The sequence below is a fragment of the Agrobacterium tumefaciens genome, from assembly GCF_005221385.1.
Taxonomy (GTDB): domain Bacteria; phylum Pseudomonadota; class Alphaproteobacteria; order Rhizobiales; family Rhizobiaceae; genus Agrobacterium; species Agrobacterium tomkonis.
Window position 1 is genome coordinate 773,405 of sequence record NZ_CP039903.1, and the last position, 23,095, is coordinate 796,499.

24 protein-coding genes are annotated in these 23,095 nt (G+C 60.2%); 8 read left to right on the plus strand and 16 right to left on the minus strand.

Annotation, left to right across the window (positions count from 1 at the left end; translation table 11 throughout):
* Positions 1 to 102 precede the first annotated feature (102 nt).
* On the plus strand, positions 103 to 723 hold the full coding sequence (locus CFBP6623_RS03905) for a TIGR00730 family Rossman fold protein (RefSeq protein ID WP_080842185.1): 621 nt from the start codon (positions 103 to 105) through the stop codon (positions 721 to 723).
* A 242-nt stretch (positions 724 to 965) separates the two neighbouring features.
* The gene (locus CFBP6623_RS03910; RefSeq protein WP_062653697.1) at positions 966 to 2,726 is read left to right on the plus strand and encodes a peptidoglycan D,D-transpeptidase FtsI family protein; all 1,761 of its coding nucleotides are present in this window, start codon (positions 966 to 968) and stop codon (positions 2,724 to 2,726) included.
* A 138-nt stretch (positions 2,727 to 2,864) separates the two neighbouring features.
* Here CFBP6623_RS03910 and rarD read toward each other — a convergent pair whose 3' ends face one another.
* From rarD to alr, 14 genes are all read right to left on the minus strand, one after another.
* Positions 2,865 to 3,773, minus strand: coding sequence for an EamA family transporter RarD (gene rarD / locus CFBP6623_RS03915; RefSeq protein WP_046798787.1), 909 nt, complete (start codon positions 3,771 to 3,773; stop codon positions 2,865 to 2,867).
* Between the two features lie 217 nt (positions 3,774 to 3,990).
* Complete coding sequence (gene pip / locus CFBP6623_RS03920; protein ID WP_046798788.1) at positions 3,991 to 4,947, minus strand: prolyl aminopeptidase; 957 nt, start codon at positions 4,945 to 4,947, stop codon at positions 3,991 to 3,993.
* The gene (locus tag CFBP6623_RS03925) at positions 4,944 to 5,429 is read right to left on the minus strand and encodes a GFA family protein (protein ID WP_046798789.1); all 486 of its coding nucleotides are present in this window, start codon (positions 5,427 to 5,429) and stop codon (positions 4,944 to 4,946) included. Before CFBP6623_RS03925 ends, pip begins: the two co-directional genes overlap by 4 nt.
* Entirely contained in the window at positions 5,429 to 5,890 is a 462-nt protein-coding gene (locus CFBP6623_RS03930; protein ID WP_046798790.1) for a GFA family protein, read from the minus strand. The genes CFBP6623_RS03925 and CFBP6623_RS03930 overlap by 1 nt, the downstream gene beginning before the upstream one ends.
* Positions 5,887 to 6,363 carry a GFA family protein gene (locus tag CFBP6623_RS03935; RefSeq protein WP_046798791.1) on the minus strand — a complete coding sequence of 159 codons (477 nt, stop codon included), beginning with the start codon at positions 6,361 to 6,363 and terminating at the stop codon, positions 5,887 to 5,889. The genes CFBP6623_RS03930 and CFBP6623_RS03935 overlap by 4 nt, the downstream gene beginning before the upstream one ends.
* On the minus strand, positions 6,360 to 6,728 hold the full coding sequence (locus CFBP6623_RS03940; protein WP_080842184.1) for an endonuclease domain-containing protein: 369 nt from the start codon (positions 6,726 to 6,728) through the stop codon (positions 6,360 to 6,362). The genes CFBP6623_RS03935 and CFBP6623_RS03940 overlap by 4 nt, the downstream gene beginning before the upstream one ends.
* A gap of 257 nt (positions 6,729 to 6,985) precedes the next feature.
* The gene (gene cysS / locus CFBP6623_RS03945) at positions 6,986 to 8,371 is read right to left on the minus strand and encodes a cysteine--tRNA ligase (protein ID WP_046798792.1); all 1,386 of its coding nucleotides are present in this window, start codon (positions 8,369 to 8,371) and stop codon (positions 6,986 to 6,988) included.
* Between the two features lie 216 nt (positions 8,372 to 8,587).
* A complete protein-coding gene (locus CFBP6623_RS03950; RefSeq protein WP_046798793.1) occupies positions 8,588 to 9,328 on the minus strand; it encodes an SDR family NAD(P)-dependent oxidoreductase in 741 nt (246 codons plus the stop codon).
* Between the two features lie 145 nt (positions 9,329 to 9,473).
* Positions 9,474 to 10,982, minus strand: coding sequence for an amidophosphoribosyltransferase (purF, locus tag CFBP6623_RS03955; RefSeq protein WP_046798794.1), 1,509 nt, complete (start codon positions 10,980 to 10,982; stop codon positions 9,474 to 9,476).
* A gap of 138 nt (positions 10,983 to 11,120) precedes the next feature.
* Positions 11,121 to 11,708 (minus strand): CvpA family protein, encoded by a 588-nt coding sequence (locus CFBP6623_RS03960; RefSeq protein ID WP_046798795.1) that lies wholly within the window; start codon positions 11,706 to 11,708, stop codon positions 11,121 to 11,123.
* A gap of 89 nt (positions 11,709 to 11,797) precedes the next feature.
* Entirely contained in the window at positions 11,798 to 13,204 is a 1,407-nt protein-coding gene (radA, locus tag CFBP6623_RS03965; protein WP_046798796.1) for a DNA repair protein RadA, read from the minus strand.
* Positions 13,205 to 13,210: 6 nt separating this feature from the next.
* Complete coding sequence (locus tag CFBP6623_RS03970) at positions 13,211 to 13,501, minus strand: type II toxin-antitoxin system RelE/ParE family toxin (protein WP_046798797.1); 291 nt, start codon at positions 13,499 to 13,501, stop codon at positions 13,211 to 13,213.
* A gap of 16 nt (positions 13,502 to 13,517) precedes the next feature.
* The gene (locus CFBP6623_RS03975; RefSeq protein ID WP_046798798.1) at positions 13,518 to 13,787 is read right to left on the minus strand and encodes a type II toxin-antitoxin system ParD family antitoxin; all 270 of its coding nucleotides are present in this window, start codon (positions 13,785 to 13,787) and stop codon (positions 13,518 to 13,520) included.
* A 65-nt stretch (positions 13,788 to 13,852) separates the two neighbouring features.
* Complete coding sequence (gene alr, locus CFBP6623_RS03980) at positions 13,853 to 15,028, minus strand: alanine racemase (RefSeq protein WP_046798799.1); 1,176 nt, start codon at positions 15,026 to 15,028, stop codon at positions 13,853 to 13,855.
* 86 nt (positions 15,029 to 15,114) lie between these two features.
* Here alr and CFBP6623_RS03985 point away from each other — a divergent pair, with 86 nt between their 5' ends.
* The 3 genes from CFBP6623_RS03985 (at position 15,115) to CFBP6623_RS03995 (ending at position 17,070) form a co-directional block, all read left to right on the plus strand.
* Positions 15,115 to 15,972 (plus strand): AraC family transcriptional regulator, encoded by an 858-nt coding sequence (locus CFBP6623_RS03985; protein WP_046798800.1) that lies wholly within the window; start codon positions 15,115 to 15,117, stop codon positions 15,970 to 15,972.
* A gap of 94 nt (positions 15,973 to 16,066) precedes the next feature.
* Entirely contained in the window at positions 16,067 to 16,771 is a 705-nt protein-coding gene (locus CFBP6623_RS03990; RefSeq protein ID WP_046798801.1) for an AzlC family ABC transporter permease, read from the plus strand.
* Positions 16,768 to 17,070 (plus strand): AzlD family protein, encoded by a 303-nt coding sequence (locus tag CFBP6623_RS03995; RefSeq protein ID WP_052820345.1) that lies wholly within the window; start codon positions 16,768 to 16,770, stop codon positions 17,068 to 17,070. The genes CFBP6623_RS03990 and CFBP6623_RS03995 overlap by 4 nt, the downstream gene beginning before the upstream one ends.
* 99 nt (positions 17,071 to 17,169) lie before the next feature.
* Here the strand turns inward: CFBP6623_RS03995 and CFBP6623_RS04000 are convergent, their stop codons facing one another.
* Positions 17,170 to 18,657: a replicative DNA helicase gene (locus CFBP6623_RS04000; RefSeq protein ID WP_080842182.1), complete on the minus strand. Its 1,488-nt coding sequence runs from the start codon at positions 18,655 to 18,657 to the stop codon at positions 17,170 to 17,172.
* A gap of 310 nt (positions 18,658 to 18,967) precedes the next feature.
* Here CFBP6623_RS04000 and CFBP6623_RS04005 point away from each other — a divergent pair, with 310 nt between their 5' ends.
* From CFBP6623_RS04005 to CFBP6623_RS04015, 3 genes are read left to right on the plus strand one after another with little or no spacing between them, the layout of a single operon-like run.
* On the plus strand, positions 18,968 to 19,423 hold the full coding sequence (locus CFBP6623_RS04005; RefSeq protein ID WP_046798804.1) for a MarR family winged helix-turn-helix transcriptional regulator: 456 nt from the start codon (positions 18,968 to 18,970) through the stop codon (positions 19,421 to 19,423).
* Entirely contained in the window at positions 19,420 to 21,165 is a 1,746-nt protein-coding gene (locus tag CFBP6623_RS04010; protein WP_167379156.1) for an MFS transporter, read from the plus strand. The genes CFBP6623_RS04005 and CFBP6623_RS04010 overlap by 4 nt, the downstream gene beginning before the upstream one ends.
* 19 nt (positions 21,166 to 21,184) lie before the next feature.
* On the plus strand, positions 21,185 to 22,252 hold the full coding sequence (locus CFBP6623_RS04015) for an HlyD family secretion protein (RefSeq protein ID WP_080842674.1): 1,068 nt from the start codon (positions 21,185 to 21,187) through the stop codon (positions 22,250 to 22,252).
* Positions 22,253 to 22,512: 260 nt separating this feature from the next.
* Here the strand turns inward: CFBP6623_RS04015 and rplI are convergent, their stop codons facing one another.
* Positions 22,513 to 23,088 (minus strand): 50S ribosomal protein L9, encoded by a 576-nt coding sequence (gene rplI / locus CFBP6623_RS04025; RefSeq protein WP_046798806.1) that lies wholly within the window; start codon positions 23,086 to 23,088, stop codon positions 22,513 to 22,515.
* Between the last annotated feature and the right edge of the window lie 7 nt (positions 23,089 to 23,095).

The following is a 23,095-nucleotide window of genomic DNA, read 5'->3' on the forward strand; positions in this document are numbered from 1 at the left end:
TTACCTTGCGCCAGACAAGCGGCGTGTGGCCAAAAGGCCATATTTACAAGGGATTTCCCAAATTTTCTTGACGTGCACCATCCCGCATAGTTCCTTCATCTCATGACGGACAAAAATACAGCGATTCGATCCATCTGCGTTTATTGCGGCTCCCAGCCCGGACGTGATCCAGCTCATATGGAAGCAGGCCGCGCGCTTGGGAAATCCATTGCCGAAAACGGCATCCGCCTCGTTTACGGCGGCGGCACCAAGGGCATCATGGGCGCGGTTGCCAGCGGCGTTCTGTCCAATGGCGGCGAAGTAACCGGCATCATACCGGAATTTCTGGTCGATATGGAGGCAACGCGCCATTCTCTCGGACAATTGAACGAGCTTGTCGTTACCAAGGACATGCATGAGCGCAAACATATGATGTTCGAGCGCTCGGATGCCTTCGTGACCCTGCCGGGTGGTGTCGGCACGCTGGAGGAGATCGTCGAGATCATGACCTGGGCGCAGCTCGGCCGTCACGCCAAGCCGATGGTCTTTGCCAATATCAACGGCTTCTGGAACCCGATGCTGGAACTGGTGCAGCACATGCGCGACCAGGGTTTCATCCACCGCGCCCACCTGTTGAACCCGCTTGTCGTTGACGAGGTGAAGGACATCGTGCCCGCCATCATCGACCGGGCGCTGGCCCAGCAGAACCCGGAAGGCGACCCTTCGGTCATTTCCCGCCTCTGACACATGTCATCCGAGAGCGTGCAGCGGTTTCGGGATAACGGCATGCGTCGCGCACCGAAAAATCGTTAATGAACCGCCGCGCGGTTCATTATAATTTTAAGTGTATATTAATACAGATTTAACAGCGGCATCGCTCCGCCCGCTCTTTTCATGGCCCCGCGACTGATCCTGTGCCAGCGTCACCAAGGCGTTGGCTGTCGCGGACTCTCGTTTCGCCGCCATGAGATTGGGTGCATCAGGAAATGATTGCTTTTGTGGTGCGGCTTAAAAGCCGGGCGCATTTCATTATTCAGAGAAGCCCGCTGCGGGGCAGGGAAGGCGTGCTTGGCGCCGGCGCCCGCCGCCGGGTGGATACGCGAATGCGGCTCGGTATCCTGATCGCCGTCTTCATCGCCATCTATGCCGTCGTGGCTGCACGCCTCGTTCAATATGGACTTGCGGACCCCGTCGCAACCGCCTGGATCAACACCGGCGCCACCGCCGTTGCATCGCGGCCTGATATCGTTGACCGCAACGGCAAGCTCCTGGCTACCGATCTCAACATGGTGTCGCTTTATGCTGATCCGCGCCGGGTGGTCGATCCGGATGAGGTGGTGGAGAAGCTGGCGACCGTCATCCCCAATCTCGACTGGCGCGACACGCACCGCCGATTGCGCTCGGATACCGGCTTCCAGTGGCTGCGACGCCAGCTGACGCCCCGGCAGCAGGCGGATATTCTCAACCTCGGCATACCGGGCATCGGCTTCCGGCCGGAAAAGCGGCGCTTTTATCCGGGTGGCCCAACCGCTTCGCACATTATCGGCCACGTGAATGTCGATAATCAGGGCCTTGCCGGCATGGAGCGTTACCTCGACCAGCAGGGCCTGGCCGATCTGCGCGCCGTGGGTCTTGCCAGCGGCGCGCCACTGGAGCCGGTGCGGCTCTCCATCGATCTCAGGGTGCAGAACATCGTCCGTGAAGTCGTCGTGAAGGCGAAAAGCGCCTATCAGGCCGAAGCGGCGGGCTCAGTGATCCTCGATGTGGAGACGGGCGAGGTGCTGGCCATGGCCTCCGTGCCGGATTACGATCCGAACGAACCTTCCCGCACCCTTGCCGATGGCAGCATCGACAAGGAGTATGAGAAGGGCTGGTTCAACCGGATGAGCAACGCCACCTTCGAGATGGGCTCCACCTTCAAGAGCTTCACGCTGGCCATGGGGCTGGATGCGGGGGCCATCACGCTGAATTCGGTGGTCGATGCGTCACGGCCGATCCGCATGGGCGGCTTCACCATCAAGGATTTCAAGGGCCGGAACCGGCCGCTCTCCATTCCGGAAGTGTTTCAATATTCATCGAATATCGGCACGGCGGCGGTGGCCGACAAGGTCGGCGTCGAAGGCCACCAGCAGTTCCTGACGAAACTCGGGCTGCTTACCAGAATGGACACGGAAATGCCGGGTGTGGCGACACCCACCCAGCCGAGAAACTGGAAGAAGATCAATTCCGTCACCATCTCCTTCGGCCATGGCGTTGCCACCACGCCGTTGCAGACGGCGGTGGCCGCCGCCGCGCTGATCAATGGCGGAAACCTGATTTCGCCGACCTTTCTGCCACGTTCGAAAGAAGCTGCCGCATCGCTCGCGCGCACCGTCATCAACGACAGGACGAGTGCCGATATGCGTTACCTGTTCAACTGGAACGGCATCAAGGGCTCCGGCCGCGGCGCGCAGGTGGAAGGGTTTCATGTGGGCGGCAAGACCGGAACCGCCGACAAGGTGATCAACGGCCGTTACGCCAAGGATATCAATTTCAACGCCTTCGTGGCCGGTTTTCCCATGCATAGGCCGAAATATGTCGTGCTGACGATGATCGACGCTCCGAGGACCGGCGTGAACGGCGGGCGCACGGCGGCCTCCACCGCAGCCCCCATGACCCGCGAAATCATCGCCCAGACGGCGGGCCTTCTCGGCGTCAAGCCGCGTTTCGGTTATGATGCGACCCCGCAATTGCTGGTGGATTATTGACCACCTCTCCTCATTCCTGTGCTTGTCACAGGAATCCAGCCGACGCGCGTCCGCGCGGCGATGAAGAGTCCTTCCAGCCCAAGGACTTGGGCTGGCTAGATTCCTGTGACAAGCACAGGAATGAGGGAGGGAGCCAGATTACCGCTTGAGCCGCATCAGGCTTGAGCCGGTATAGATCGCCAGCGCCACCCAGATCATCGCAAAGGCGGCCATGCGCACCATGTCGAACGGCTCCTTGAAGACGAAGATGGCGATGAGGAAGATCATCGTCGGCGCGATATATTGCATGATGCCGATGGTCGACAGCCGCAGCAGTTTTGCGCCATTGCCGTAGAGAATGAGCGGAACGGCGGTGATCACGCCGCTTGCTGCCAGAAGCCAGGTGTCGGCAGAATTGCCGCCCATGAAATGGGCCTGTCCGCTGAAGCCCAGCCAGACCATGACCAGCACGGCCGGAATGGACAGGAGCATGACTTCCAGCAGGAAGCCCTGCGTCGCACCAATCGGCAATGTCTTGCGGAAAAAGGCGTAAAAACCCCAGGAGACAGTAAGCGCGATGGACACCCAGGGCAGGCTGCCGGCATGCCAGGTGAGGATCGCCACCGCCACCGCCACGAGGCTGATGGCGGCGATCTGCGCCGGGTAGAGCTTTTCCTTCAGCAGCACGGCACCCAGAAAGATGCTGAACAGCGGATTGATGAAATAGCCAAGTGCGGCATCAAGCGCACGCCCCGCGCCGATCGACCAGATATAGACGCCCCAGTTGATGCTGATGAGGGCGGCGGTGAGGCTCGCCATGGCCAGCATCTTCGGGTTTTTCAGTGCTGAGCGGATTTCTGCCGTGCGCCCGAGCGCAATCAGCACGACCGCCGCGATCGGTACAGACCAGATGACGCGATGCACGATGACTTCGATTGGCGAAATATGCGCAACCGCTTTCATGTAAAAGGGAAGAAAGCCCCACAGCAGATATGCGGAGAGCGCGAAAGCAAAACCGCGCGCGCTGTCGCCGCCCTCTTGGGCCGGGAGCGATTTGTCGAGTGCCATGGGGAGTACCGCCAAAATTGTTCGGATGGCGTTTTATAGCGGATCGCCACAGTGGCGGCCAATTCATTTCCGTGAAGGGTTCATGAGAAAAACTGCATGAATAACAGGCGCTTTGCTCTTGAAATAAGCTGCCATGGTAACCGTCCGGGGGATTCACGCGGGAAATCCCGCGTGATTCATTGTCTCACCCGGCCGTTTCAAGCCGCTGAAAAGACTCTTATTTCCCGGCAAAGTGATCGTTGGCGCGGATCAGCTGGTCAAGAATGCCGGGCTCACTCATCGCGTGTCCAGCCGCCTCGATAATGTGGAAATCCGCCTTCGGCCAGGCCTTGGCCAGCTGCCAGGCATATTTCAGCGGGCAGGGCATGTCGTAACGCCCGTGCACGATGACACCAGGAATATCCTTGAGCTTGCCGGCATCGCGCAGCAGTTGCCCTTCTTCCAGCCAGCCGGCATTAACGAAGAAGTGGTTCTCGATGCGCGCAAAGGCGATGGCATATTTGTCCTCGCCGAAATCCTCGACGCGGTCAGGATCGGTAACGAGCGCGATGGTCGCGCCTTCCCACTGGCTCCATGCCTTGGCGCATTCAAGCTTCTTTGCCTCGTCAGCGCCGGTGAGATAGCGATTATAGGCCTGCATCATCTCGCCGCGCTCAGCTTCCGGGATGGGCGCGATGAATTTTTCCCACTGGTCCGGATACATTTCCGAAACGCCAAACTGGTAGTACCAGTCGAGTTCCGGCCGGGTGACAGTGTAGATGCCGCGCAGGACGAGTTCGCTGACGTGGTTTGGATGGGTCTCGGCATAGGCGAGCGCCAGCGTCGAGCCCCAGGAGCCGCCGAAAACCAGCCATTTTTCAAAGCCGCAAAGCTCACGCAGCCTTTCAATGTCGGCGACCAGATGCCAGGTGGTGTTGGCCTCCAGTTCCGCATGGGGGATGGAGCGGCCGCAGCCACGCTGATCGAACAGGATGACGTCATACAGCGACGGATCAAAAACGCGGCGATGCGTGGGGTTAACCCCGCCACCCGGGCCGCCATGCAGGAAAATCGCCGGTTTCGCACCGCGTGTGCCCACCCGTTCCCAATAGATCACATGCCCATCGCCGACATCGAGCATGCCGGTCTCGAAAGGTTCGATCTCGGGGTAAAAGCCGCGCAATTCTTCGGTCATGGGTCAATATCCTCTGGTGGCCATTTGGCCGTGTCTTGGTCCGGATGCTGCCGGCTGTTCACCGGCGCGGGCGCGTCATCCGTTGCAGGTTCCGGCTCGACCGGCAAGCCGTCGAGCTCGGAAAACCAGTGCATCTTGCTGGCAAGATTGGACTGCGCTTCGGGTCTTATCCGCTGCGGCTCATCCAGCGAACCGAGGGTGATATTGATGAAATCGGCCCCCGGCATGTCATAAAAGAGCGGCGTGCCGCAACGACCGCAGAAACCGCGGCGCACATGGTCGGAAGACTGGAACCATGATGCCTCGCCGCGGGTCATCTCAAACTGCGTGAGGGTACTTGCCGCAAGCGGCATGAAATAGTTGCCCGACGCCTTCTGGCACATGCGGCAATGGCACAGATGCGGATAACGCAACCCGCCCTCGATCCGGTAACGCACTGCGCCGCACTGGCATCCGCCGGAAAAGCCCGTCAGTTCGCCCATCAGCGACCTTCTTCCGGCGGCCAGACTTGAGTGTCGTGATCCGGATGCTGATAGGAGTTGATCTCCGCCTCATCCACGCCCTGATCCACGGCCGGTTTGGAAAACAGCTGCTCGATCCACGGCATGCGCTTGTGAAAGTTGACCTGCACCTGCGGCTCGATCCGCTCCGGCTCATCGAAAGCGCCGATGGCGATCTCCACGCCTCCCGGATAATGATAGGTCAGCGGCGTGCCGCATTTGTTGCAGAAACCGCGATGGATTTTGGTTGAGGAGCGGAAGAGGGCAGGCTGGCCGCGTGTCCAGACCAGATGCGCCTGATCGGCGCTGACCAGCGCACCGAAGAAATTGCCGAAATGTTTCTGGCACATGCGGCAATGGCAGATGGAGGCCCGGCCAAGTTTGCCCGCGTGAAAACGCACCGCGCCGCACTGGCAGCCGCCGGAAAAGCCCGCTTCATTCATTTTCCGCTCTCCGGTGGCCAGCTTTCAGTGTCATGGTCGGGATGTTGATAGGAAACGAGATCGGCAAGATAGTCCACCTGCGTCAGGTCGTCCTCGGTGGCGACGGCTGGCAGCGTATGAAGGCTGTCGACGAAGTCGATCTTGCGTTCCACTCCCCACTGAATGGTCGGAGGCAGTGCCGCAGGATCGTCGAATGCCCCGGCCGCCACCGCCACGCCATCCGGCGCCTCATAGGTCAGCGGCGTGCCGCATTCCTGGCAGAAGCCGCGCTTGACCACGCTGGAGGACTGGAAGCGCTTCGGCTCACCACGCGTCCATTCGAATTCGACCTCACGCACGGAGACCAGCGGCGCATAATAAGCCCCGAAAGCCTTCTGGCACATGCGGCAATGACAGATCGAACTGTCTTTCAGATCGCCTATGGCGCGAAAACGGATCGCGCCGCACTGGCATCCGCCGGTATGGGTGGTCATGGTTGGTTCTCCTTTACCGTTCGGATAATGTGGAGACAGACATTGTCTATGTCTTTCAGGATATCATCGTTCCAGAAGCAGAGGACGGTCCAGCCAAGTTCCCCAAACGTCTGTGTTCTCTGGTGATCATAGCTTGCCGCAGCATCTTCCGCGTGCTGCAACCCATCGAGCTCGACGATGATCTTATGCGACGGGCAGGCGAAATCAACGATATATCCGGCGACAGGTAGCTGGCGTCTGAAAGCCATACCTTCGAGACGATGAGCGCGGACGGCGTTCCAAAGCTTCAGTTCTGCGTCGGTCATGGCTTTTCGCATCTGCCGGGCATATTCCCGGTGTTTCAGCTCGACCTTGGCGTGGGGCATTGAGATGCTCGCAGCTTGATGGGGTGCCGCGAGATTGGAGTATGGTGTGGCTGAAAGCAAGGGCGTGTCGTGGGGCTTACCCCCCTCTGCCCTGCCGGGCATCTCCCCCTCAAGGGGGGAGATCAGCAAGACGCTCTACCGCCACTCCACTCTCAAGCTTCGAGATGGGCGAGACCTTGCCGCAGGTCGATCTCCCCCCTTGAGGGGGAGATGCCCGGCAGGGCAGAGGGGGGTGAGCCTCTAGCCGAAGCAGCAAATTACCGCTTCAGCTCCCACGTCGTCGTCCGCTCCCCGGTCTCCTTGTCCTTGCCATCCTTCAGCTGAATCCCCTTCTCGGAAAGCTCGTCGCGCAACCGGTCCGCCTCCGCAAAGTTCTTCGCCTTCAGCATCTCGAGCCGCAACTCCACCAGCGCATCGACAGCCGAAACGATGGCCTCATCCACTTCCGCCTTCTTAGGCAAAACGCCGAGCAATGCGGCGCTGGCGGCAAAGGTCGGCAGCCTGGACGGGTCCACATTGGCGGCGTGGGCCAGGGCGTGCAGCGCCTGCACGGCGGCAACCGTGTTGAGATCGTCGGCAAGCGCTTCGAGCACGGTTTCATCCGGTGCCGCCTCTGAGGCATCGGCCGCAGGCCACTTGGAAAGCAGGCGTTCGGCTTCTTCCAGGCGCTTCACCGAAAAGTCGATCGGTTCGCGGTAATGCGTCATCAGCATCGCAAGGCGCAGAACCTCGCCCGGCCATTTCCGGCCGCCGAATTTCTCCGTATGCAGCAATTCGTAGATGGTCACGAAGTTGCCCTCCGACTTCGACATCTTGCGGCCTTCCACCTGCACGAAGCCGTTATGCATCCACACATTGGCCATGACATGCGTGCCATGGGCGCAGCGCGATTGTGCGATTTCGTTCTCATGATGCGGGAAGATGAGGTCGAGCCCGCCGCCGTGAATGTCGAACACCTCGCCGAGGTAGCGACCGGCCATGGCTGAGCATTCGATGTGCCAGCCGGGGCGGCCACGGCCCCAGGGGCTTTCCCAGCCCGGCTCATTGTGCGACGACAGTTTCCACAGCACGAAATCGCCTGACGTCTTCTTGTGGGCTTCCACCGCCACGCGTGCACCCGGCTGCTGTTCGTCCAGAGGCCGCTTCGAAAGCTGGCCGTAATCGGCCATCGACCGGGTGTCGAACAGCACCTCGCCGCCCGCCGTATAGGCATGGCCGCGGGCGATCAGTTTTTCGATGAGGTCGATCATCTCGGCAATATAATCGGTGGCGCGCGGTTCGACGGTCGGCGGAAGGCAGCCGAGCATGGCCACATCCTCGTGGAACTGGTCGGCGGTCTTCTTCGTCACCGCATGGATGGCGTCGTTGAGCGGCAGATGCGGATAGTCGCGCAGCGCCCGCGCATTGATCTTGTCATCGAGGTCGGTGATGTTGCGGGCATAGGTCACATGGGTCTCGCCATAGACGTGACGCAGCAGCCGGTAGAGAACATCGAACACGATGACCGGGCGCGCATTGCCAATATGGGCAAAATCATAAACGGTCGGGCCGCAGACATACATGCGCACATTATCAGCATCGATCGGCGCAAATTCCGCCTTTTCGCGTGTCAGGGTATTGTGGAATTTGAGGCGCAAGGACATGCGGGTGTTCCCTAAAGGCAGTCAATTGTCCTGACCGGACCGTTTGTCTGTTGGACCTTGCGGGGAGACGAAAACGATCTGGCCGGCGGCGAACCAGCAAAATTTATTCAGCAGCAGGTGCAGATCGTTATTTTCATGTCTTGCCTTATGGCGCGGCGGTGCCGTCCGGTCAAGAGCATCCGTGGTGACCGCATCGGCTGCCGAAGCATGAAATAGTCACTCCGGCTGGCGGTAGTCCACGAATTTCCCGTCGCGCACGACAAAGAGCTTGCCGGTCTCGGTAAGCTCCGGTGAGGCAAGCGGAAGAATGGCTGCGGCAACCTCTGACGGATGCGGCACGGTGGCCGGGTCTTCGCCGGGCATGGCCTGGGCGCGCATCGCGGTGCGTGTGGCGCCGGGATTGATGCTGTTGATGCGCAGTGCGCTTTTTTCGGTCTCTGCGGCCCAGGTGCGGGCGAGTGCTTCCACCGCAGCCTTGGAGGTGGAATAGACACCCCAGAAGGGGCGACAGCTATGGGCGGCACCCGAAGACAGGATCAGCGCGCGGCCGGCATCCGATCTCAGCAGCAGCGGTTCAACCGAGCGGATCAGCCGCCATGTGGCGGTGACATTGATGGTCATGACCCGCTCGAAGACCTTGGCCTCGATGTGGCCGACCGGCGAGATGACACCGAGAACGCCGGCATTGGCGACCAGAATATCGAGCTTGCCCCAGCGCTCGAATATATTGGCGCCCAGCGCATCGATGGCGTTCATGTCGGAGAGATCGAAGGGAACCAGCGTCGCAGTGCCGCCAACGGCCTTGATGGCGTCGTCCAGCTCCTCAAGGCCGCCGACCGTGCGGGCGCAGGCGATAACATGCGCGCCGGCCTTGGCCAGTTCCAGCGCCGTGAAATAACCGATGCCGCGCGAAGCGCCGGTGACGAGCGCGATCCGGCCCTTGAGATTGATGGTCATGCTGCCCCTCCGAAATGATTGCGCCTCCTTTTACGAAGCCACAGCGGCCGGCTGCAAGCGATTAAATCGTCGCATGGGACGGCCTGAACAAAAGGCAAGAAAAAAGCGGCCCCGGAAGCCGGCGGCCGCTTGTTGTTTCGGGCTATCAGCCGTTGCTGGCCAGCATGGAAATCTTGCTGCCCATCGCCTCGCCATTCTGGTCGAGAAGGCGGGTCGGATAGTCGCCGGTGAAATAATGGTCCGTGAACTGCGGCCGCGCATGATTGCGATTCTCGCCGCCGACGGCGCGGTAAAGACCATCGATCGACAGGAAAGCCAGCGAATCGGCGCCGATGAATTTCGCCATCGCCTCGACATCGGCATATTGGTTGGCGAGCAGCTTGTCGGCGTCAGGCGTGTCGATGCCGTAGAAATCCGGATGGAAAATCATCGGGCTCGCAACGCGGATATGAACTTCCTTGGCGCCGGCTTCGCGGATCATCTGCACGATCTTGACCGATGTCGTGCCGCGCACGATGGAATCATCCACCAGCACCACGCGCTTGCCTTCGATCATCGCCCGGTTGGCCGAGTGCTTCAGCTTGACGCCGAAAGCGCGGATCTGCTGCGTCGGCTCAATGAAGGTGCGGCCGACATAGTGGTTGCGGATGATGCCATATTCGAAGGGAATACCGCTTTCCTGCGCAAAACCGAGTGCTGCCGGCGTGCCGCCATCGGGAACCGGGACAACGACATCGGCTTCCAGCGGTGCTTCCTTGGCAAGGTTCATGCCCATGTTCTTGCGCGTCGTATAGACGTTGCGGCCGCCGACGACGGAATCGGGACGGGCGAAATAGACATATTCGAACAGGCAGAGACGTTCGGGCTGGGGCTTCGACGGCTTGCGCGCATCGATGGTGATCGAACCATCAGGCTGGATTTCGCAGATGATGACTTCGCCATTTTCCACGTCTCGGACGAATTTCGCGCCGATGATATCGAGAGCGCAGGTTTCCGAGCAGAAGATCGGCTTGCCATCAAGCTCGCCCATGACCAGCGGGCGAATGCCGATCGGGTCGCGTGCGGCAATCAGCTTGGTGCGCGTCATGGCCAACATCGAATAACCGCCTTCCATCTGCCTGATAGCATCGATGAAACGATCGGCGGTGGAGGAGTGGCGCGAGCGGGCGATGAGGTGCAGCACGACTTCGGTATCCGATGTCGACTGGCAGATGGCGCCGGTGGCGATGATCTGGCGGCGAAGCGTCAGGCCATTGGTGAAGTTGCCGTTATGGGCAATGGAAATACCGCCTTCTTCCAGTTCGGCAAACAGCGGCTGCACGTTGCGCATCGCCACTTCGCCCGTGGTGGAATAACGGGTGTGGCCAATGGCGATGGAGCCGGGCAGGCGGGCAAGCGTTGCGGGATCGGTATAATGATCGCCGACGAGGCCCATATGGCGTTCCTGATGGAAGCGCTTGCCGTCGAAAGAGACGATGCCCGCCGCTTCCTGGCCGCGATGCTGAAGCGCATGCAGGCCGAGAGCGGTCAGCGCCGAGGCATCGGCATGGCCGAGAATGCCAAAAACGCCGCACTCTTCATGCAGCGTGTCGCCGTCGATCTCTTCCTTGAAAGTGGCCCCAGGAAACTTGGAATGCGAAAGCGGCTCAATCATCCGGCTTGCCCTTGCTCTCTAACGAGAAAAAAGAAAGACCTCTCCGGTGAGCTTGTCTCCCGGTCGGCCTGTCTGTGTCGTGCTTGATATTTAGCACAAATAGCGCGCCTTGCATGCATTGCAAGGCGCGACACTGTGTCAATTATTCGTTGCCGGCGGATTTGTTGCCGGCACATCTTCTGCTGGCGCCTGCGCAGCTGTCGGTTCCTGCGGCTTTCCAAGGATACGGGCGCGGATCTGCGGCTCGATATCGTCAGGCAGCACTGCCTCCAGCTTGCCCACCAGCCCGTCGAGGAAGGGCTTGGACTTGGCCTGCGTCACCCATTCCGGCTGCGTCTTCACATCCACCAGCCAGTTCCAGAAGGCGACCGCGACGACGAGCAGCAGAATGCCGCGCGCCGCGCCGAACAGGAAACCGAGCGTGCGATCCAGCGCGCCGATGCGGCTGTCGATGATGAAATCGGCAATACGCGAGGTGATAAAGGAGATGACGATGAGCGAGACGAGAAAAACCACGCCCGCCGAACCGGCAATGGCGATCTTGTCGTCATCGGTATAGTTGCGCGCATAGGGCAGCAGAACGGGATAGAGATAATAGGCGGCGGCGACCGAACCCGCCCAGCTCGCGATCGACAGAATCTCACGGGAAAAGCCGCGCACCATCGCGAGAACGGCGGAGAAAAGAACAACGGCGATGACGATGCCGTCGAAAATTGTAATGGGCATATACCAACTCCGGAGGTGCGACGCCTTGTCAGGCGCTGCCTTGCCAATTTTGCGATCCTCTTACACCACTGTTTCCCTTGGCGAAAGGATCAATATTCGTCGTCCTCAACCTGTTTGAACCGGTTGCCGGAGCCGGCGATGCGCGCCACGAGGTCTGGCAGGCTTTCGATTTCCGTCCAGCGACCCTTGCCCGCTTTCGGCAATTCAGCTGAACCAGACGGCAGAAGTGCGGCGGAAAAACCAAGTTTTTCAGCTTCTTTCAATCGCTGCACCGTGTGCGCCACCGGCCGTACCGCGCCCGAGAGGCTGATTTCGCCGAAATAGACGCAATCGGCGGGCAGGGCAAGACCGGCAAGCGAGGAAACAAGTGCGGAGGCAATCGCCATATCCGCCGCCGGTTCGGAAATACGGTATCCGCCGGCGACATTCAGGTAAACGTCATGCTGGCCAAGCTTCACGCCGCAATGGGCCTCCAGCACGGCAAGGATCATGGCAAGCCGCGAACTGTCCCAGCCGACCACGGCGCGGCGCGGCGTACCGAGCGAGGTGGCGGCGACCAGCGCCTGCACTTCGACGAGCACTGGACGGGTGCCTTCGATGCCGGCAAAAACCGCCGCACCCGGCGATTTCTCGTTGCGCTCGCCCAGAAACAGTTCGGAGGGATTGGACACTTCCCTGAGGCCGCGATCCGACATTTCGAACACGCCGATCTCATCCGTCGGTCCAAAGCGATTCTTGACGGTGCGCAGGATGCGGTAGTGGTGACCGCGATCGCCCTCGAAATAAAGCACAGCGTCGACCATGTGCTCCACCACGCGTGGACCGGCGATCTGGCCTTCCTTGGTCACATGGCCCACAAGCACCATGGTCGCACCCGTCTGCTTGGCAAAACGGATCATCGCCTGCACTCCGGTGCGCACCTGCGTTACCGTTCCGGGGGCGGAATCGGCTGTGTCGCTCCACAACGTCTGGATGGAATCGATGATGATGAGATCGGGCCGTTTGCCCTCGGAAACCGTCGCCAGAATATCCTCGACATTGGTTTCAGCAGCCAGCAGCACATCGGTTTCCGCCGCCTCCAGACGCTGAGCGCGCAGGCGTACCTGCGCCACCGCCTCTTCGCCCGAGACATAGATGACGCGATGCCCGCGCCGCGACAGGGCCGCCGCCGCCTGCATCAGCAGCGTCGATTTGCCGATACCAGGATCGCCGCCGATCAGGACCGCCGAACCGCGCACGAAACCGCCACCGGTCGCCCGGTCCAGTTCGCTGATGCCGGTCGGAATACGCGGCGCTTCCTCGATCTCGCCGGAAAGCGAAGTGAGCGTGACAGCGCGACCCTTTTTGGGCGTCTTGCCGGGCCCGGAGCCGATGCCGCCCATCGGATCCTCTTCGACGATGGTATTCCACTCGCCGCAGCCTTCGCATTTTCCCGCCCAGCGGGTGTGAACCGTGCCGCAGTTCTGGCACACGAATTGGGTCTTGGCTTTGGCCATCTTATGTCAGTTTTCTTCTTGTTTGAAATCTTTGACGGAAATGTCCTGATGGCCATGCAGCACGCGCAGAACGGTAAGTTCATTCTCGTCGACACGAAAGAAAATAACGCGCTCACGATAAGCGATGCTGTGAAGCCCGGCTCCATATCCGCTTCTTGAGACACCGGATAAGCCCAGTGCCGCTATCGATTCGATTTTATTGAAGATATCGAGGGCGAAGCGATCGGCAGCAAGGGGATTTTCAGTCTCGATATAGGCGTGGTCTTCGGCGAGGTCGCGCCTTGCGCGTGTGGTCAAGGTTGGAGTCCGGATTTTAATGGCCGGTCCCCGTTTTTAGCTGCGCGGAAGCTCTTTTGATATCGGCCAGAAACTCGTCCTGTGAGGCATAACGGTGAACCCGGCCCGCCTCGGCGTCGTCGATGCCCTCCTGGATCAGCAACTGAAGCGCGGCTCGTTTACCTTCATCACTGCTCAGCAATTGCAGGCTCGCATGAATGACGGCGTCCGCGTCGCTGTAGACACCCGCCGCCACCTGCTCCTCAATGAACTTCTCGTCCTGCTCGCTCAAATGGATTTCGGGCATTTCGATCTCCTTTTGTTCTCTTGTAGCACAGGTAGCTTCCGCTTTCCAAGAGCCAAGGCTACGGCTTAATCGTCGGCCATCAGATATTGCCGCTCATAGCGCAGGCCAAGCCCTGTCAGCATTTCATAGCCGATGGTGCCGGCCGCCCGTGCGGTCTCGTCGACCGGCACGTTGGGACCAAAAAGCTCGATATAGTCGCCGCTGCGAATGGCATTAACAGGCACATCCGTGACGTCGAAAATGGTCAGGTCCATGGTTACGCGGCCGGCAACGGGCACCTTGTAACCATTCACGACGCCATAAGCGCCGCCATGGCCCATTTCGCGCAGCGGAATGCCGGAGCCGGACAGCGAACGCTGGTACCCATCCGCATAACCGACGGCAGCGATGGCAAGCCGGCTGGCGCGCTTGAGCAGGAAGCTGCCGCCATAGCTGACGGTCTGGCCTTCTCCGGCCTCGCGTATCTGGATGATCCGCGCCTCGGCCGTGGCGACAGGCCGCATGGGGTTGGACACATCGTTGACCGCTTCGCCACCATAAAGAGCAATGCCGGGGCGGGTGAGGTCGAAATGATAGTCGGGACCGAGAAAGATACCGGCGGAAGCCGAAAGGCTTGATTCGATACCTTCGAAAGCAGCGCTAACCTTCCGAAATGATTCGAGCTGAACCCTGTTCATCGGCGAGGATGGCGTGTCGGCGCAGGCGAGATGCGACAGAACCAGAACCGGGTCGAAACTTGCCGGTCGCGTCACGTCGTCGGCAAGAAACAGCGCGTCGTCGAGCGGCAGCCCGAGGCGATTGAAACCGGTGTCCACATGCAGCGCGCAGGGGTGGTCGCCCCGCTCGGCAACTGTCGCCATCCAGAAGGACAGCTGTTCCTCGGAGGCCAGCACCGGCACCAGATCATTGTCGAAGACCTGCCGTTCCTGGCCCTGCCAGATGCCAGAGAGCACGAAGATGCGCGCTTCCGGGGCATAGGAACGCAACGTCGCGCCCTCGGCCACCGTTGCCACGAAAAAGTCCCGCGCGCCGGCATGGTAGAGCGTCGCACCGCAATCCTCGATACCGAGACCATAGGCATCGGCCTTGACGACAGCCGCCGTCCGCGCCTTGCCGGAACGCTTCTTCATGTCCCGCCAATTGTCGGCGAGCGCGCCGAGATCGATGGTCAGCCTCAGCGGCGCGTGTTCGAAAGCGTCGGTTTCGTTTTCAGCAAATGTATCTTCGAAGTCGTCTGTCATGCCATGCGTCCGGTTGATTTTGGAACCGGCCAGACCCTAGCACTTTTGTTCAAGACGGTAAGGATCGAATGCTTTAAACTCGGCTCATGCACAATGTTTCGCAGGAACAGGCCATAGATGCCATGCCGATTGCCGCGACGGAAACGACACGTTTCTGGCGTGACGGGCGTTTCGGCGGCATGGAATGTCTGAGCGCGACTTTTCTCACCCATGAATATTCGCCGCATGCGCACGACACCTTCTCGATCGGTGCGATCGAAAGCGGCTCGCAGATTTCCACCATTCAGGGCACCACCGAACAGACGGGGCCGGGGCATCTTTATCTCATCAATCCGGATGAGGTTCACGACGGCGCGCCGGGCGGCGGCGGTTATCGTTATCGGATGATCTATCCCGACAGCTTGCTGTTGCGTGATGTCATCGAGGATGTCACGGGCAGGGCCTTTCACGGCACACCGTCTTTCCCGAGGTTTCTGCCGCGCGATCCCCAGATGGCCGCGGCCTTCCAGATGGCGCACCGGCGGCTGGAGGCGAAATCCGGAGCGCTGGAAGCGGATGAGGGCATGTTCTCGGTTCTCGCCACCCTCTTCGGCAGGCACGGCAGCGCCATCATACTGCCGGTCGAAACCCGCGAAAAAACGGCGGTCTATACCGCCCGCGACTATCTTGCCGACAACTACGAGACCGATATCGGCCTGGAGGAGCTGGCCTCTATCGCGGGTCTCAGCCGCGCCCATCTCATCCGGGCTTTCAGGAAGGAATTTCACATTACCCCGCATGCCTATCTGACGGATGTTCGCATCCGGCAGGCGCGCCGCCTTCTGCGCGCCGGCGAGATGCCGGCCGAGGTGGCGGCGCTGTGCGGGTTTGCCGATCAGGCGCATTTCACCCGGCATTTCAAGGCGCGCACCGGCGTCACGCCGGGGCAATTTCGGACGGCTTGATCTGCTGCCCTGTTTTCCTTCGACCGACGTCACTTTCATTCAAGACCGGGAGACTTTCTAGGCGTAATCGCACTCTTCTGAATGGGAGGATGGGATGTCCGTATCGGAAAAACGTGCCGAATTTACCGCGGGGCTCAGCGCCGCTGCCCCGCTATTGGTTGCCATGGTGCCGATCGGCGTCGTGTTCGGCGCAGTCGCCATCGGCAAGGGTCTGTCGCCGCTGGAAGCGTCGCTGATGTCGTTGCTGGTCTTTGCCGGCGGCTCGCAATTCGTTGCCATGGATCTCTGGACCCATCCGGCGAGCTGGAGCGCACTCGGTTTTGCCGCGTTGCTGGTCAATCTGCGCCATGTGCTGATGAGCGCTTCCATCGCCGGCAAGCTGGATGACTTTACCGGCTGGCGAAAATATGCGGCCATGCTGGTGCTGACGGATGAGTCCTGGGCGCTGTCGGAGTTTCGGGCAATGACTGCAAATTTGACCGCAGCCTTTTTTATCGGCGCGGCGCTGCCGATCTATCTGCTCTGGAATTTAAGCACACTTGCAGGCGCGCTGCTCGGCTCGGTCATGGGCGACATGTCGATCCTCGGTCTGGATTTCGCTTTCCCGGCCGTCTTCATCGTGTTGCTCATGGGTTTCTGGAAGGGCAGGGAGACGGGCTTTGTGTTGCTGGCAAGCGCATCCGCCGCCTGCCTCACCTATGCGCTGGTTCCCGGCGCCTGGTATATTGCCGCCGGTGCCCTGGCGGGACTTGCCGTCGCAGCCTTCGGTCACGAAGAACAGGCGGAGCAGCCGGCATGACGCTTGATGTCAATACCCTGCTGACGATCCTTGCCATGATGGCGGCAACAGTCGCCACACGGCTTGGCGGCCTGCTGCTGGTCAGCCATTTTACCCTGACGCCGCGCCTGAAGAAGGCGCTCGGCGTGGTGCCGCCCGCCGTTCTGATGGCCGTTGTCACGCCGACTGCACTTGCGAGCGGGCTGGCAGAAACCATCGCCTGCGCGGTAACCGCGGTTGCGGCGCTGCGTCTCAGCCTGCTGCCGGCAGCCACGCTCGGCGTCGTCACCGTGGCGCTGCTGCGCGGAATCGGATTGTAAGAAAATCCTGCCAAGGCCCTGAAAAGACTCCATCCGGTCCCATATTGAAATGGGGGGTGTGAGGGCGAAAACCGTTTCGCCCTCACCATCCGGTTCGGATCAATGCTCCTCGTACTGGCTGAAGGACGGGTCGGCCAGATCGGCGAAGCGGGTAAATTCGGACTGGAAGGCGAGTTTCACTGTGCCGGTCGGTCCGTGACGCTGCTTGGCGATGATGACATCCGCCGTGCCCTTCACCCGGTCGAAATGGTTTTCCCATTCTGCGTATTTCGGGTCGGCGGGATCGCGCGGCTCCATGTTCTTGACGTAATATTCCTCACGGAACACGAACAGCACCACGTCGGCGTCCTGCTCGATGGAGCCGGATTCACGCAGGTCGGAAAGCTGTGGGCGCTTGTCCTCGCGGCTTTCCACCGCACGGGAGAGCTGTGACAGTGCGATGATGGGAACGTTGAGTTCCTTGCCAAGTGCCTTGAGGCCGGTGGTGATCTGGGTGATTTCCTGAACGCGGTTTTCGCCGCCCTTGCCGCCGCCGGTCATCAGCTGAATATAGTCGACGACCAGAACATCGAGGCCGCGCTGGCGCTTCAGACGGCGCGCACGGGCGGAAAGCTGGGCGATGGAGATACCACCGGTCTGGTCGATGTAAAGCGGCACCTTCTGCATCATCTGGGAGCAGGCGACGAGCTTTTCGAAATCCGCCTCGGTGATGTCACCACGACGGATTTTCGAGGAGGAGACTTCCGTCTGCTCGGAAATGATACGGGTGGCCAGCTGTTCGGACGACATTTCGAGTGAATAGAAGCCGACGACGCCGCCGTTTTTCGCCTTGAAAGAACCATCGGGCTGCACTTCCTGTTCGTAGGATGCCGCGATGTTATAGGCGATGTTGGTGGCCAGCGAGGTTTTGCCCATACCCGGACGACCCGCAAGCACGATAAGGTCGGAGCGCTGCAGGCCGCCCATGCGGGCGTCGAGCGAATGAATGCCGGTGGAAATGCCGGAAAGATTGCCGTCACGTTCGAAAGCGGCGCCCGCCATGTCGATCGCCAGCGCCACCGCATCGTTGAACGACTGGAAGCCGCCGTCGTAACGGCCGGTTTCCGCCAGTTCGAACAGACGGCGCTCGGTGTCTTCGATCTGCGCCTGCGGCGGCATGTCGAGCGGCGCGTCAAAGGCGATGTTGACGACATCCTCGCCGATCTGGATCAACGCGCGGCGCAAAGCCAGATCGTAGATCGCCCGGCCGTAATCCTCGGCGTTGATGATCGACACGGCTTCTGCGGCCAGACGCGCAAGATATTGCGCCACCGTCAGGTCGCCGATCTTGTCGTCGGCGGGCAGGAAGGTCTTGATCGTCACCGGATTGGCGGTCTTGCCCATGCGGATGATATCGCCCGCCACCTCGAAAATCTTGCGATGCAGGGCTTCGTAGAGATGCACGGGCTTAAGGAAATCCGACACACGGTAATAGGCGTCGTTATTGACGAGGATGGCGCCAAGCAGCGCCTGTTCGGCCTCGATATTGTTCGGCGCCTCGCGGTAATGCGGTTCTGCGGGGGTGATCTTTCTCACAGCGTCGTTCATGGTTTGCGCGATCTCCCTTGCCTTGTCCTTAAACCTTGGGTTTGGCTTCCTGGGGCATGGCAGTCAATGATATTGTTGCAACACTATACGACAGGCTGACGTCCGCTCTGTTAAAGCTGGATCACATCTTCAGTTGTCCCCAGCAATCCACAGGCGGGTGAGGACAGGGTGCCGGAATTTTCCGGCAACGTGATTCGCTGCCATGAGTTTACCGCATGGCAGACCCGGCATGAAAGAAACTTGAAAATCGTCAGGCTTGCGAATAAATAGGCAGTAAATAAGTAGTGTGCTAATTATAAGGCTTGCTGACATGTCCCGCGAGACCGACAAGGAACAGCTTCTTGATGAGGTTTCCGCTTTTACCCGCAAACTGCGCGCGTTTTTTGATGCGCGGGTAGGGGAAAGCGGCCTGACGCTGGCGCGTGCGCGTGCGCTTTTTGCCCTGTCGAGGCGCGGCCCGCTGACGCAGACCGAGCTTGCCGAAGAAATGGAAATCGAAACCCCGACACTGGTGCGGGTTCTCGATGGCATGGAAAAACAGAACCTCATCGAACGCCGCTCCGATGAAAACGACCGCCGTGCCAAACGCATTCACATGACGGAAGAGGGTGAGAAGACCTCCGGCACGGTGCAGGCTGTGGCAAAGACGCTGCGCTCGGAAATCACCGCCGATATTTCGTCTGAAGATCTGGCCATGGCGCTTGATGTGATGCGCCGTCTTTCGGCCAATCTGCAAAACCTTGCGGCCGGGAGGGTGCAATCGTGAGCACCGTGTTGCCGCAGACCACGGACGAGGCTGCCTCTGAAAAGGATGTGACTGTTGTCAGGCCGGAGGAAACCGCGGCTGTCCCCCAAACGGCGAACGATGCCGATGGCGGTGAGATCGCGACGGAGCCCGCTGTTCCCGCCGCACCGCAGCCGGTTGAGCGGCCGGTGTGGCTGCGGCTGTGTTTCATCTTTGCGGGCCTGTCGTTCTTCATAACCCAGGGCCTTGGCATGAACCTCGTCATGGCCAATATCTACCAGCTTCAGGGCGAATTTTCCGCCACGGTGGCTGAGGTGGCCTGGCTTTCCGCCGCCTATATGGCGCCCTATGCCACCTTCTCCATCGCGCTCTTCAAGATCAGGGCGCAATATGGCCTGCGGCCCTTTGCCGAACTCTCGATCATCGCCTTCGTGGTTGCCTCCTGTCTCAACCTCTTCGTGACGGACCTGCATTCGGCAACTGTCATCCGTTTCGTCAGCGGCATGGCCGCCGCTCCGATCTCGTCACTGGGCTTTCTCTATATTCTTGAAGCATTTCCTCCGGCGCGAAAATTCTCGCTCGGTTTCAGCATCGCGTTGACCGGCACGTTGCTGTCGGCACCCATCGCGCGCATCGTTTCGCCCTCCCTGCTGGAAATCGGCGGCTGGAACGCGCTCTATTCCATGGAGGTGGGTTTTGCGCTGATCTCCTTCGCCATGATCTATGTGTTGAAAGTCACGCCGCCGCCGCGCGCCAAAGTCATCGAGCGCGTGGATATTCTGAGCTATCTGCTGTTTGCTGGCGGTCTCGGCTGTCTTGCGGTGATGCTGACACTCGGCCGGTTTTACTGGTGGTTCGAAACATGGTGGCTGGGCGTGCTTCTGGCGACGTCGATCGCGCTCCTCACGCTCATGGCCTTCATAGAATTGCCGCGCAAGAACCCGCTGCTCGACCTGCGCTGGATTTTCTCGAAAACCAACCTGCATGTTATCGCAGTCCTGCTCGTCTATCGTGCGGTCTCCTCCGAGCAATCCTCAACGGCGGTCGGTTTTTACCAGCAGCTTGGTCTGCTGAACGAGCAGACGACAACGCTTTATGCGCTGGTGCTGCTGGCGACGGTGCTTGGCGGTGCGGCTTGTGCTTGGCTGATGCTGACGAAATATGTCGAAACGGCCCATGTGATCGCGTTGGCGCTGATTACCGCCGGCTCGTTCATGGACAGCCAGTCCACCAATCTGACGCGGCCGGGTGAAATGTATCTCAGCCAGATGATGATCGCCTTCGGCGCCGCCATGTTCCTGCCGCCCGTCATGTCCAAGGGTTTTGCCGCAGCACTTGCCAGAGGTGCGCCTTATCTGGTGAATTTCATCGCCATCTTTCTGTTTACCCAGATCACGGGCTCGATGCTGATGACCGGGCTGCTCGGCAGTTTCGTGACGCTGCGCGAAAAATTCCATTCCAATGTTCTGGTGGAAAATATCCTGCTCACCAACCCCGTGGTCGCTCAGCGCGTATCCCAGCTTTCCGGTGCCTACAGCCATGTCATCACCGATCCGGCGCTGCTGAAGGCAGAGGGGCTGTCGCTTCTGGGACAGCAGGTCAGCAGGGAGGCCTATGTGCTCGCCTATAACGACACGTTCCTGCTGATATCAGTTGTTTCGGCGCTGGCACTGGCCGCGCTTTTGCTCCACCTTGCCTGGATGCGCATCCGTCCGTTCCTTCTCCGGGATAATGTCGATGCCGCACCGGCACCACAGTCTTGAACATTCCAAGAGTGACAAAATGCTGAAGAAGTTTTTTACCCCCGTTTCCATTCTCGTACTGCTCGGCGGCCTCGCCGGCATAGCACTCGTGCTTTACGCCTGGCGGCTGCCACCGTTTCTCTCCACCGTGGAAATGACTGACAACGCCTTCGTGCGCGGCTACGTCACGACCATGAGCCCGCAGGTCAGCGGCTATGTGGTGGACGTACCCGTCAAGGATTATCAGGAAGTCAAACAAGGCACGTTGCTGGCAAAGATCGATGACCGCATCTACCGCCAGAAACAGGCGCAGGCGGCTGCATCGCTCGATACGCAAAAGGCAGCGCTCGATAATTCCCGCCAGCAGGAAAACGCCGCCAATGCCAATATTCTTTCCAGCCAGGCGGCTGTCGATGCCGCTGAGGCCTCTCTGAAGCAGGCACAGCTAGCATCCGACCGGCAGGATAATCTCATCAAAAGCGGCGTCGGAACCTCCAGCCTGCAGGAAGAGGCGCATGCCGCGCTTGAAAAGGCGCGGGCATCGCTGTCGCAGGCGAAAGCCGCGCTCGAGGTTTCGCGCCAGGACTTGCAGACGATCATCGTCAACCGCAGCTCCCTGCAGGCGGCGGTCGCCAATGCCGAAGCCGCCGTCGAACTCACCAGGATCGATCTTGAGAATACCGAAATCCATGCACCGGTGGACGGCAGGCTCGGTGAAGTCGGCGTGCGCACCGGTCAATATGTCACGGCCGGCACACAATTGATGGCTGTCGTGCCGCATGATGTCTGGGTCATCGCCAACTTCAAGGAAACCCAGCTTGCCGGCATGCAGATTGGCCAGCCGGTGACGATCTCGGTGGATGCGCTGCACCGCCGTAAGCTCAACGGCCGTGTCGAGCGGTTCTCGCCGGCCACCGGATCGGAATTCGCCGTCATCAAGCCGGATAATGCGACTGGCAATTTCGTGAAGATCGCCCAGCGCCTTGGCGTTCGCATCGCGATCGACGCGGATCAGCCGCTGGCGACGGAACTGTCGCCGGGCATGTCGGTCGTGGTGCATGTGGATAAGAGCGTGGCACCGGAAGGGGCGGAGACGGCGGCGAGGTAGATATGGGAGTTTGCGGCAAGGCACCCCCCTCTGTCCTGCCGGACATCTCCCCCTCAAGGGGGGAGATCGATCTGCGGTCAGGTCTCACCCATCTCAACCGTTGCGAATGGAGTGTTGGCAGCGCCTCTTGCCGATCTCCCCCCTTGAGGGGGAGATGCCCGGCAGGGCAGAGGGGGTATCCAACGGCACACTCCAACCCCACAAACAAAAAACCCCGGATGTCGCCATCCGGGGTTTTCCTATGGCCGTTAAGCCAGATCTTATTCGTCGTCGCCGTTGCCGTCAGCTTCCGGATCGAAGAAGTCTTCCGGACGCAGTGCGTCTTCGTCAACGCCGTAGATGGCGTCGGCGGAGGTGAGGCTTTCGCCCTTGGACTGGCGTTCGGCTTCTTCGGCGGAACGGGCAACGTTCAGTTCGACCTGAAGCTCGACTTCGGCGTGCAGGTGCAGGGTAACGTTGTGCAGGCCGATGGTCTTGATCGGCGTGTTCAGTTCAACCTGGTTGCGGCCGATGTTGAAGCCTTCTGCGCCGAGGATTTCGACGACGTCGCGGGCAGCAACAGAACCGTACAGCTGACCGGTTTCGCCAGCCGAACGGACGACGATGAAGGACTTGCCTTCGAGTGCTTCGGCAACCTTCTGGGCTTCCGACTTGCGCTCGAGGTTACGGGCTTCAAGCGTTGCGCGCTCGGTTTCGAAGCGGGTCTTGTTGGCGGCGTTGGCGCGCAGCGCCTTGCCCTGCGGCAGCAGGAAGTTACGGGCATAACCGTCGCGAACCTTGACGGTTTCGCCCATCTGGCCGAGCTTGTTGATGCGTTCGAGAAGAATAACGTCCATCTTCTTG